Below are 12,080 nucleotides of genomic sequence, written 5' to 3'. Positions count from 1 at the left end.
AAGACGTGCAAATCCCTGAAAATGAATGAAAATGATCGAATGAATCTGATCTATTCATTGATATATCTGAGTTTTTCCCTTTTTGCCGGAATTCGATCCTATTTACACAAAAATCGTTTTGTCTGCAACAGCCGCAGCGCTTATAATTTTGAAACAAATGTGCAATATTTGCATGTCTTTAGCCTTGCAAGGGAACGAATAAGAGGATTCCAACCTTAATGCATATGTGGTTATGACTACAATCATTCATGTTTATATGCTCCGATCGGAGCTTATCCAAGATTTAGTTTTTTGGCCCTGTGCCAAGGATAAGTGATTCGGAGAAAGGCTCCACAATGTGGGGTCATTTTCTTTTTGGCAGAGGTGGATGATACACAAGTGAAACTGAATAATCAATGGGTGCAGCTATCGCCCCCACGTATTCTTGTCCTGGGATTTGCGGGAATTATCCTGCTCGGAACATTGCTGCTCATGCTTCCGGTTTCCAGCCGGAGCGGGGATAGTCTTCCCTTTATTGATGCATTATTCACGGCTACATCGGCGGTCTGTGTTACCGGTTTGGTTGTTGTGGACACGGGTACTCACTTTACTGTACTAGGTCAGGTGATTATTGCTGTTCTGATTCAAATCGGTGGTCTTGGCTTCATGACCATGTCCACGCTGGTGGCCATTGCGTTTAAGCGGCGGATCTCCCTGCGGGAGCGGTTGATCTTGCAGGAAGCGATGAACCAGAACACGATGGAAGGCATTGTGCGGCTTATCCGCAAGGTCGTGGCCTACTCGCTCATTTTGGAAGCCGTTTGCGGCACGCTATTTGCAATCCGCTGGTCATTCGACATGCCTGTCGGAAAGGCGATTTATTACGGATACTGGCATTCCATCTCGATGTTCAATAATGCAGGGTTTGATATGTTTGGCGACTTCCGCAGTCTGACCGGGTATGTTTATGATCCACTTGTGAATTTTACGGCGATGTTTTTGATTGTGGCTGGAGGCATTGGCTTTGTCGTTTTATCCGATCTGGTGGATTATCGTAAAACCCGAAAACTTTCGCTTCATTCCAAGGTGGTGCTGCTAACCACAGGCTTGCTGATTGGCTTCGGTGCGCTGGTCATTTTTGTGTTTGAATACAGCAATCCACAGACATTGGGCAGCTTGAACTGGGGAGGCAAAATTCTCGGTTCGTTCTTTCAGTCGGTAACCCCGCGAACGGCAGGAGCTAATACCCTGGATATTGCCGGACTCAGACAGGCAACGCAGTTTTTCATTATTATTTTAATGTTTATCGGGGCTTCTCCAGGTTCCACCGGAGGCGGGATCAAAACGACAACGTTTATGATCATGGTCGGAGCTGTCATCGCGATGATGCGCGGCAGAGAGGATATTGTTTTTTTCAGATATCGGCTGCAACAGGAACGTATTTTCAAGGCACTGACAGTTACGCTTCTTGCGCTGCTGCTCATCATTGCCGTTACCATGCTTCTCACCATGACGGAAGATAGCGGTTTTCTCATGATTTTATTTGAAACGACATCGGCCTTTTCTACCGTCGGATTATCAATGGGATTGACGCTGAAGCTGACCACATTCGGAAAGCTCATGATCTGTTTTATGATGTTCGCAGGCCGGCTTGGACCGATTACGCTGGCGTATGCACTTGGACAGAAAAAGGGTAAGGAACTGTATAAGTATCCTGAAGGAAAAATGATTATTGGATAGGGGTTCGTGAAGAACAATGAAAAGACAGCAGTTTGCGGTGATTGGGCTGGGGCGCTTCGGCTCGAGTCTGGCACAGGAATTAATGGAACTTGGCTACGAGGTGCTTGGCATCGATAAAAATGAAGAGGTCGTTGAAGACATGAGCGAACTGGTCACTCACGCGGTTGTGGCGGATGCTACGGATGAGGAAGTGCTGCGCTCACTGGGAATCCGTAATTTCGACTGCGGCATTGTAGCCATCGGTGACGATATTCAGACCAGCATTCTTACCGCAATCCTGTTAAAGGAACTGGGCGTGAAAACGGTCGTTGCCAAGGCAATATCCGTCTTGCATGGGCGAGCTCTGGATAAGCTGGGCATTGATCGCGTTGTTTATCCGGAACGGGACATGGGCATTCGGGTAGCCCATCAGCTCGTCACCCCGAATCTGCTGGACTACATTGAACTTTCCAATGATTACAGCATTGTGGAAATGAAAGTTCCGGCATGTCTGCATAATACAACGCTGTCCAGCCTGAATGCGCGTGTACGCTACGGCTGCAGTATTGTGGCCCTGCAGAAGGAGACAGGAGTCATTATCGCACCGACTGCACTGGACTCTCTCCAGATGGGAGACATCATGGTCATTATCGGAATGAACGATGATATCGACCGGTTCGAACAAGAGATAATCAGCCAGGAGGGTTGATCCGATCCTGGCGTTCAGGCAAGAGCAGGTGCAGATAAAGTTCATATCGATCTATTAAGGCGTCGTAGTCCTCCTGGAGGGCAGCGGCGCCTTTGCTGTAAAGAGCGCTGCGGTTTCTTTGACCCACTGTCTGGACGTCTCGCTGAGATCTTCCTTTTCCCCGTAGATCATGCAGGTGGTCCGTCGAGTCTGCTGCAGCTGGGGCAGATACACGGAAACCAGATCATTGTCAGCAAGCAGCTGGGGACGGAGATAGGACTTGGGCAGCAGCGCAGCAGCCTTGCAGGTGGGCAGGAGGCGGACGATGGCTTCAAACGAATCAATCTCCATGCGAATATCCGGCATGACGGCACAGCGCTGAAACAGATCATCTGTCAGCTTACGATACCAAGTGCCTTTGGAAAAGGTAATCATAGGCAGATCCTGCAAGTGCTCCATCCCGGCCTCTTTGCCGGACAAAGGGTGCGTAAGCGGTACAACCAGCTCCAGGTGATCATCGAAGAGAGGTACACAGTTCAACCCGGCTTCATTAATGGAAGAGGCAACAATGCCAACGTCCGCCTTTTTGTCCCGGACGAAGGAAACAATCTCATGTGTTTTCCCAGTCACGAGCTTGATCTCGGCATTGGGATGCTTCTCCATGAAAGCATTGACCAAAGGGGGGAGTGTGGTCTGAAGTGTAGTCAGGGACGCTCCAAGCGTAATGGCACTCTGCTCCTCGTCCTTATACTGGGCAAGCATGGTCAGAAACTTCTGCTGCTGCTGCTTTTGTTCCACGGCGAAGGTGTAGGCAAGTTGGCCGACACTGGTTAATTCAAGGCGTTTGCCTCGGCGGTGAAAAAGCGATACCCCCAGTTCATCCTCCAGTTTCGCAATTTTGCGCGAGAGGGCAGGCTGAGACAGATTCAGCAATTTGGATGCACGATTCAGACTCGATTGCTCCACGACTGCCGCAAATGCATTTAAATCCTCGAACATAAACACTAACCTCTTTTCCATGGGGTGTGATTGTTGTCCTTGATAAATCGTTTTCAATGCGATATGCCTGCCTGTCCGATGTTTCAGTTCTTATACCTATAGGTTATAACATTTAATAATTATATTGCAATTCCATTATAAGAAAAAAAGGAGTAACATGAATTGTGACACAAGTTGTTCACACCTGATGAAAACGGAACAATTTGTCGAACCTTTCCATGGGAAAGGTTTGTGTCATGATAAGCGAAATATTTTATGAAAACGTTGTATTTAGCGAAAGGGGAACGACATTTTATGAAAGGGTTTTACTCCAGAAAGCTGCACTCCTTGCTTGGCGTCATCCCGCTCAGTTTGTTTTTTCTTGAGCACCTGGTGACGAACTTCTCGGCAGTTGAAGGCGGCAAAGAAGGCTTTGACGGTGCTGTTGCCTTCCTGAACAGTCTGCCTCTCGTTATTGTTTTGGAAACGGTTCTCATCTGGTTGCCGTTGTTCTATCACGGTGTATACGGTCTGTACATTGCTTACCAGGCCAAGCCTAATGTCGGACGTTACGGCAATGAACGCAACTGGCGCTACACATTGCAGCGGATCAGTGGTGTCATTACGTTTGTTTTCGTAATCTGGCACGTTTGGGAGACTCGCGTGCAGGTTGCATTGGGTAATGTAACGCACGAACAACTTGGCGGTGTCATTCATGACGTCGTGATGAACCCGGTAACGTTTATTTTATATCTGATCAGTGTGGTTGCAGCCTCCTACCACTTTGCTAACGGCTTATGGTCGTTCCTGGTTAGCTGGGGGATTACCGTTGGACCGTGTGCGCAGCGTGTATCTTCTTATGTGTGCATGAGTCTGTTCGGTATTGTGGCTATTATGTTTATCGCTTCGTTGTTTGCTTTCCGGAGCATTGATTTCCAAACAGCAACAACGATGCTTGATACGATTAAGACAGTTCTGATTTAAGCATTTGTGATAAATGCTGACTTATAAGGGAGTGAACAGCAATGGCATCATCTAATGTAATTATTGTGGGCGGAGGTCTCGCGGGGTTGATGGCGGCGATCAAATCGGCTGAGGCCGGAGTCCATGTTCATTTATTTTCATTGGTTCCCGTAAAAAGATCCCACTCCGTATGCGCACAGGGTGGCATTAACGGGGCGGTAAACACCAAGGGTGAGGGCGACTCCCCATGGGTTCACTTTGACGATACCGTGTATGGCGGCGACTTCCTTGCGAACCAGCCACCCGTTAAAGCGATGTGTGAAGCAGCACCTGGTATTATCCACCTGATGGACCGGATGGGCGTTATGTTCAACCGGACACCGGAAGGTTTGCTTGATTTCCGCCGTTTCGGGGGTACGAAGCATCACCGTACGGCATTTGCCGGAGCCACGACAGGACAACAATTGCTCTATGCATTGGATGAGCAGGTTCGTCGCTGGGAAGCAGCAGGACTCGTTACCAAATATGAGAACTGGGAGTTCCTGCAGGCAGTTATTGATGACGAGGGGATCTGTCGCGGAATTGTGGCACAGGACCTGAAAACGATGAAGGTGCAGACGTTCCCTGCAGAAGCGGTTATTCTCGCAAGCGGCGGCCCTGGTATTATTTTCGGTAAAACAACGAACTCCGTTATCAATACAGGTACAGCAGCAAGTGCGGTGTACCAGCAAGGCGTAAACTACGCCAACGGGGAATTCATTCAGATTCACCCAACAGCCATTCCAGGAGATGACAAGCTTCGTCTGATGTCCGAATCGGCGCGTGGTGAAGGTGGCCGGATCTGGACGTACAAGGACGGTAAGCCATGGTACTTCCTTGAAGAGAAGTATCCTTCCTACGGTAACCTCGTTCCTCGTGATATCGCAACGCGTGAAATCTTCAGCGTTTGTGTGGATATGGGACTTGGAGTTAACGGTGAGAACATGGTCTACCTTGACCTGTCTCACAAGGATCCGAAGGAGCTGGATGTTAAACTCGGCGGGATCATTGAAATTTACGAGAAGTTCATGGGTGATGACCCACGTAAAATCCCGATGAAAATCTTCCCGGCAGTTCACTATTCCATGGGCGGCATGTGGGTGGACTACAATCAAATGACGAACATTCCAGGGCTGTTCGCCGCTGGTGAATGTGAATATCAATACCATGGTGCAAACCGTCTGGGTGCAAACTCGCTCGTATCGGCCATTTATGGTGGTATGGTAGCTGGCCCGAAAGCAGTTGAATATATCAAAGGACTCAAAAAATCGTCTGCTGATGTAAATTCTTCTGTATTTGACGGCTACACCAAACGTCAAACGGATAAATATGAAGGCATCCTAAAAATGCAGGGTAACGAAAATGCCTATGTCATTCATAAGGAGCTTGGCGAGTGGATGACGGCGAATATGACCGTTGTACGCTACAACGATAAACTGGAAGCCACTATCGGCAAAATCAAGGAATTGAAAGAGCGTTACGGCAAAATCAACATGTACGATACTTCCGGCTGGAATAACCCGGGTGCAGCTTTCACACGTCAGCTGTGGAACATGCTTGAACTTGCTGAAGCGATGACACTCGGTGCACTGCTGCGTAACGAAAGCCGCGGGGCACACTACAAACCGGAATTCACGGAGCGTAACGATGAGGAGTTCCTGAAAACGACCATCGCCAGCTGGTCGAAGGAAGGCCCGCAAATCTCGTACGAGCCTGTAGATGTATCCCTGATTCCACCTCGGATCCGGGACTATTCGAAGGATTAAGTAAAGCCGGATAGATTTCAATTTATAAGTTTAAAGTTAAACGTCTATAAGGTTAGCCCGAAAGATACTAAAGAAGCGAAGCGTTCGCGAAGCTTCTGAGGTTAACAAGGCAATCCAGAATGAATTATTGCTACTTTCAGTAAAGAGACTCAGCAGCACGACATAGCGGAGGAAGCGGAAATGACCTGAAGAAGCGAAGCGTCCGCCTCTACTATATAGCACGAAGAGGATTTTATTTTATATTTATAAGATTAAAAGTTAACACCTTAACGGAGAAGGCAGAAGAATACTGAAGAAGCGAAGCGTTCGCCTTTATCCCCGGATTTTAACCCTGTCAGGGGTTGATAAAAAAAATCTGGGGATAACAGCGATCGGAAGTAGCTTCTGCCGGCGGAGTGACCATGTGTGAACCATTGTGGTCTTGTAACGATAGCAATCAATCATCGTCACCAAAGGAGGGGACAACGATATGGCGGAACAAGCTACAGCGAACAAAACCGTCAAGTTTATCATCACCCGTCAGGACAGCCCGGAGTCGTCTTCGTACAACGAAGAATTTGAACTGCCGTACCGTCCCGGCATGAACGTTATTAGTGCCCTGATGGAGATTCAGCGGAACCCGGTTAACAAAGACGGCAAGTCCATTGCCCCTGTCTGCTGGGAATCGAACTGTCTCGAAGAAGTCTGTGGAGCATGCTCCATGGTGATCAACGGTAAGCCACGTCAAGCGTGTGCTGCCCTGATCGATAAGTTGGAACAGCCGGTTCGTATCGAACCGATGAAAACCTTCCCGGTTGTTCGTGACCTGGTCATTGACCGTACCCGGATGTTTAATGCACTGAAACGGGTTAAAGCCTGGATTCCAATTGATGGTACCTACGACCTCGGTCCAGGTCCGCGGATGCCAGAGAAGAAGCGTCAATGGGCTTATGAGCTCTCCAAGTGCATGACATGTGGTGTATGTCTGGAAGCTTGTCCTAACGTGAATGAAAAAACAGACTTTATCGGCCCGGCAGCACTTTCCCAAGTTCGCCTGTTCAATGCTCATCCAACAGGAGAGATGAACGCCGAGGATCGTTTGGAAGCCCTGATGGAAGATGGGGGAATTGAGGGCTGCGGTAACTCGCAGAACTGTGTGCGCTCTTGTCCAAAAGGCATCCCGCTGACAACGTCCATTGCGGAAATGAACAAACAAACAACCAAGCATATGTTCAAACGCTGGTTGGGCGTATAGTATCGTGAAAATCCTTGCAGATGTGGAATCTGCAACATTAGGAGAAGTCGTGACCTTCGGCAGCTTGCTGCTGAAGATCACGGCTTCTTTTTCTACAATTGCGAAGGAACCGGGCTTGTCATGCAGAATATGGTATACTGTAGAGATGCATGTAGAGCGGAGAAGGAGGGGAAGACATGGCAGAGACACCGCGTAAGGGCAGCTCATGGCCACCGCCCCGGCGCTCAGACGCTGGATCCGAGCAAGGGTCCATTTTTCCCGGTGAGGAGAAGGATCACGATCCCTCCCGGCGCAGTTTCCTGTTACGGATGATTGTGATGACGGCAGGTGCAGCCTTATTCACAGGGGGATATGCATGGCTCTGGGAGCCGCGCCGTCTGGAAGTGAAGCAAGTACCCTTGGAACTGCCAGGATTCCCTCAGTCATTCGAGGGGCTGCGTGTTGTACAGTTTAGCGATGCACATCTTGGCTTTCATACCGGTTTGAAGGAAATGGAGAAGCTGGCTGAGGCCATACAGGAGCAAACGCCGGATCTGATCTGTTTTACCGGAGATATGGTGGAACGGGAAGCTGAACCGATGCGGGAGTGTATACCCGTGCTGGCATCCATGCAGGCCAAGTATGGCAAATTCGCCGTATTGGGGAATCATGATTACCGGGGCAGACAGCAGAAACAAGTGGAAGCGATGTTCAAGGAAGCCGGCTTCACGCTGCTTCGCAACAGTCATGCTGTCATTAAACAAGGGAACGAGCAAATCGCGGTGACAGGTCTGGATGATGCTCTTACAAGCCAGCCGAATCCTTTGGAAGCAATCGAAGGTTTGGACAACGATACGTGGAAACTATTGCTGATGCACGAGCCGGATTATGCCGATATGGCGGAGCCGTTCGGATTTGGACTTCAGTTATCTGGTCATAGCCATGGCGGGCAGGTTCGTTTCCCTTGGATTGGAGCCGTTACCACGCCTCGAGGTTCACGCAAGTATATTCAGGGGTTATATTATGCAGGCAAGGCACGTATGCCTGTATATGTGAATCGCGGTTTTGGCATGACCCAGCTGCCGATTCGTTTTTTGTGCAGACCGGAATTGACTGTTTTTGAATTAAGGGGAACACGAACATAGCGTTTATACAAAATGAATTTAATTTTTGAGTTTTTCTAAGTCTTCAAAGTATTCGACGAGGAGGTTGGCCAGATGGAACGAATTGCGATTGTATCCGATATTCATGGCAACATGACAGCTTGGGAAGCTGTACTCAGAGATATCCGGAGTCGCGGGATGGAGCGTATCTTTTGTCTGGGCGACCTCGTGGGCAAAGGTCCGGATCCGGTGCAGGTGGTTGATTCGGTGAGAGAGACGTGTGAATACGTGATCCGGGGCAATTGGGATGAGCTGGTTGCGGTGAACCAGGATAATGAGAATTTTACTTGGCAGGCTGCACGATTGGGAGCAGAACGGCTTGCATACTTGAAGAGCCTTCCCTTCAGCCACCAATTTGAACTCAGTGGGCGCACCATTCGTCTGGTGCACGCCTCGCCGCAGAGTGTGTATCACCGGGTGCAGCCATGGGACGAAATGGAGAAAAGGATAGCCATGTTTGATGCTCCGGCAGATCATCCGGATCTTGGTGAAGCAGATATCGTGGGATATGGAGATGTGCATAACGCTTACTTGCAGCATTTTAATGGGAAAATGTTGTTTAATGCCGGAAGCGTAGGTAATCCTCTCGATATGACCCAGGCCTCTTACTGCATCCTGGAAGGAGAGAGTGGCCGTGATCGAAACAAGGCCTTCAACCTTCAATTTGTCCGGGTTCCCTATGATATTGAGCGTGAAGTGCTGGCTGCACAACAAGCCAATGTACCTTCATTGGACTTTTACATCCGGGAGATTCGTACGGGGATCTATCGGGGACTGCAGGAACAGAACTCGGCAGAGGAATAAATAATGGCAATGAATCGACATACTAACGTTTGAATACCAAGACGGCGTGTTATCCACCATTTTTACATGAGCCGGATCATCCCAGAGCTTGCTTGTCTTACCGGACCAGAACCCGATAGACAAAAGGAGCGATTGCCATGCTTACCCGAAAAATGCTGGGTCAAGGACTTCCTGTGTTATGGACAGACCGACTGCTGCTTCGATCTTTGCGTCAGAGTGATTTCAACACATTATCGGAACTGTTTTCCGATCCGCAAGTCATTCAATATGTGAATAGGGGAGGCCAACCAACGCCAATTCGTGCCCGGCGACTCCTGAATCAGATCCGGAGCAGCAGTTCGAAGCTGGATTCGCTGCATTACGGCATCTGCTGGAAAGGCAGGGAGCAGATCATTGGCATCACGTCTTTTCAGCACTGGAATGAGCATAGCGGCACAGCCCAGATTGGCTATATTTTAAACAGATCCTGCTGGGGCATGGGCGTAGCAACCGAAGCGGTACAGCGACTGCTGCACTTTGGTTTTACGGAGCTGAACCTTCAAAAAGTGGAAGCGCGCTGCTATGAAGCCAATGTATCATCCGAACGGGTGCTTCGCAAAAGCGGGATGTCGTACGAACGCACTCTTCCTTCATTTGGATGGAGCCAAGAGGATGGTCAGACACAAGACACTCTGCTCGACGTCAAAGTCTATGCTTTATATCGGGAAGAGCATGTGCGACTACAAAAGGATAAAAGCCTGCAAACCTAGGTATCCAACAAACAAAAATAACATAGAATAAAATAGCAAAATCAGTTGAATCGAACTTCAATCATTTGTTACACAATTGAAATATAGCTGCAATTGAACTCTAACAGACAGCGGGTAAACTTATCTCATGACCCCCTTTTTGATAAATAGATATGCTGTTGGAACCCGCCGCGAGCGGGTTCATTTTTTTTGACCAAAAAGAAAAACCCTACGATAGGGATCGTCCCGCAGATCGTAGGGTTTCAAGCTTGTTATTCTGTTGTCGTTACAAAGGAACAATCTGCATCTGTTTCTGTTTAAAATAAACCCATTCCGTAAAGCCGATCTCTTTCAGGCGAGCCTGAACATCTTCCAACTCGTCCGCTACGCGAGAAGGCTTGTGCGCATCGGATCCGAAGGTGACTTTTACGCCGTAATGATTCGCTCTCTCCAAAATGGCATCAGAGGGATACCAGCCGCCGCTTAGCTTCGTTTTGCCGGAGGTGTTGATCTCAATCGCCACACCCGCCTCCGCAATAACCTGCAAGGTTTCATCAATGGCATGATCAGCCACAATCTCGGAGAATGCGGGATAATTGCCTTTCATGGCATCAATGTGTCCAAGAATCTGGAACATGCCACTCCGGGCAGACTGTGAAATCAATGAGTAGTAGCGTTCCTTCACTTCGATTTTCCGTGCTTCACTGAGTCCCTTCCACCGGGTCTTATTGAAAATGCTGACATCCTCCGTGTGGTGAACCGAACCAATAATATAGTCAAAAGGATGCTGTCCCAGCGTACTGCGATACAATTCGGCATGGAGAGGGAAAAAATCGGATTCGATGCCAAGCAGCACGTCAATTTTCCCTGCGTATTCCTCTTTCAGTGCAAGCACCTCTTCCACATAATGGCGCAATTCGGACTTGGCCATCGCAATGCGGGGGAATGCTTGCTCTTCCTTACTGGCGAAATAGGGCGTGTGATCGGAGATTCCAATGGCTTGAAGACCAGCCTGAATGCCAGCTTCGATGTATTCCCGAATGTTGCCATCCGCATGCCCACAGCGGAAATGATGCGTATGAAGATCGAATTTCATGAATGATCCTTCCTTTCTCCTGCCTTGTTTGTCATTCCGAACTGATAAATTGGGTTTCCGGCATGCCTTTCAGGTCGCTCAGGAATTGATGCATGGCCGAATTCAGATAACGACTAGATTTGTAAATGACGCCTACAGGATGACTAACCTCAAGCTCACTTAGCGGAATCATCCGAAGTGTACCCTGACGCAGTTCATGTGCGACAGATTGCTTGGATATCACGGCCGCTCCAAGGTTGATCTCGACCATCCGTTTGACTTCCTCACTGCTCGACAATTCCATCACAATATTGGGCTCAATGCCATGTTTTTTGAAAATGCCCTCCGTAAACCGTCTGCCAACCGTATCTGGCGACAGCATAATCAGAGGGGTGCTGCGCAGCACATCCACCGCGGCATGCTTCTGCTTTGCAAGGGGATGAGCAGGAGACACAACAAGTTCGAACGTGTCGTAATAGAGAACAGAGGTGTTCAGATTGGGATTGCGCTCGGTGAGATAACCGATACCAACGTCAATCAACCCATTTTCGACCTGCGTATAGATCTGTGAGGAAGGCAGGGACTGAATGCTGGTTTTGATCAATGGGAACTGATCCTGGAAGTAGGATAGCACCCGGGGGAGAATCTGAATCGCAATGGAGGTTGTTGTGCCCAGTACGATATGGCCTTGAGGCGTTTCATCGAGATCGGACAGCTTCTGCTTCAGTTCGTCTACAATATCTAGCATGCGCTCGGCATGCTCCAAAAACACTTGTCCGCGATCGGTTAAAGTAACAGGTTGGTTGCGATCTACAAGAACGGTGTTGAATTCATCCTCCAGACTTTTAATCTGGGCCGAGACGGCAGGCTGGGTTAGGTTCAGAAGTTCTCCCGCTTTGCGGAAACTCATCGTTTTTGAGATCGTAATCAGCGTCTCCAGTTGGCTGATATTCATGTATGGCCTC

At 48.8% G+C, this 12,080-nt stretch carries 11 protein-coding genes; 8 read left to right on the top strand and 3 right to left on the bottom strand.

Features of this window, described 5'->3' with window-relative positions; all coding sequences use genetic code 11:
• The first annotated feature begins 378 nt into the window (after positions 1–378).
• Positions 379–1,719, top strand: coding sequence for a TrkH family potassium uptake protein (locus AC3WQ3_RS08885; RefSeq protein WP_336782990.1), 1,341 nt, complete (start codon positions 379–381; stop codon positions 1,717–1,719).
• Between the two features lie 16 nt (positions 1,720–1,735).
• On the top strand, positions 1,736–2,407 hold the full coding sequence (locus AC3WQ3_RS08880; RefSeq protein ID WP_127538945.1) for a potassium channel family protein: 672 nt from the start codon (positions 1,736–1,738) through the stop codon (positions 2,405–2,407).
• 54 nt (positions 2,408–2,461) lie between these two features.
• Here AC3WQ3_RS08880 and AC3WQ3_RS08875 read toward each other — a convergent pair whose 3' ends face one another.
• The gene (locus AC3WQ3_RS08875) at positions 2,462–3,385 is read right to left on the bottom strand and encodes a LysR family transcriptional regulator (protein ID WP_095361296.1); all 924 of its coding nucleotides are present in this window, start codon (positions 3,383–3,385) and stop codon (positions 2,462–2,464) included.
• Between the two features lie 294 nt (positions 3,386–3,679).
• Here AC3WQ3_RS08875 and AC3WQ3_RS08870 point away from each other — a divergent pair, with 294 nt between their 5' ends.
• From AC3WQ3_RS08870 to AC3WQ3_RS08845, 6 genes are all read left to right on the top strand, one after another.
• The gene (locus AC3WQ3_RS08870) at positions 3,680–4,348 is read left to right on the top strand and encodes a succinate dehydrogenase cytochrome b558 subunit (RefSeq protein WP_492472009.1); all 669 of its coding nucleotides are present in this window, start codon (positions 3,680–3,682) and stop codon (positions 4,346–4,348) included.
• 41 nt (positions 4,349–4,389) lie between these two features.
• Entirely contained in the window at positions 4,390–6,132 is a 1,743-nt protein-coding gene (sdhA, locus tag AC3WQ3_RS08865) for a succinate dehydrogenase flavoprotein subunit (protein ID WP_127538948.1), read from the top strand.
• 469 nt (positions 6,133–6,601) lie between these two features.
• Complete coding sequence (gene sdhB, locus AC3WQ3_RS08860; RefSeq protein WP_127538949.1) at positions 6,602–7,366, top strand: succinate dehydrogenase iron-sulfur subunit; 765 nt, start codon at positions 6,602–6,604, stop codon at positions 7,364–7,366.
• Positions 7,367–7,542: 176 nt separating this feature from the next.
• The gene (locus AC3WQ3_RS08855) at positions 7,543–8,490 is read left to right on the top strand and encodes a metallophosphoesterase (protein ID WP_492472008.1); all 948 of its coding nucleotides are present in this window, start codon (positions 7,543–7,545) and stop codon (positions 8,488–8,490) included.
• A 72-nt stretch (positions 8,491–8,562) separates the two neighbouring features.
• Positions 8,563–9,312, top strand: a complete 750-nt coding sequence (locus tag AC3WQ3_RS08850) for a metallophosphoesterase family protein (RefSeq protein ID WP_127538951.1) — start codon at positions 8,563–8,565, stop codon at positions 9,310–9,312.
• Between the two features lie 137 nt (positions 9,313–9,449).
• Positions 9,450–10,061, top strand: coding sequence for a GNAT family N-acetyltransferase (locus AC3WQ3_RS08845; protein ID WP_354481749.1), 612 nt, complete (start codon positions 9,450–9,452; stop codon positions 10,059–10,061).
• A 265-nt stretch (positions 10,062–10,326) separates the two neighbouring features.
• On the opposite strand, the gene AC3WQ3_RS08840 is transcribed toward AC3WQ3_RS08845, so the two are convergent.
• Both AC3WQ3_RS08840 and AC3WQ3_RS08835 read right to left on the bottom strand, forming a co-directional pair.
• Positions 10,327–11,136 carry a histidinol-phosphatase gene (locus AC3WQ3_RS08840; RefSeq protein WP_336782980.1) on the bottom strand — a complete coding sequence of 270 codons (810 nt, stop codon included), beginning with the start codon at positions 11,134–11,136 and terminating at the stop codon, positions 10,327–10,329.
• Between the two features lie 31 nt (positions 11,137–11,167).
• Positions 11,168–12,070 carry a LysR family transcriptional regulator gene (locus AC3WQ3_RS08835; protein WP_127538953.1) on the bottom strand — a complete coding sequence of 301 codons (903 nt, stop codon included), beginning with the start codon at positions 12,068–12,070 and terminating at the stop codon, positions 11,168–11,170.
• Positions 12,071–12,080 lie beyond the last annotated feature (10 nt).

The sequence above is a fragment of the Paenibacillus sp. FW104-T2 genome (assembly GCF_058789975.1).
Note: the sequence above shows the minus strand (reverse complement) of the source record. Positions and strands in the feature narration are given on the sequence as shown.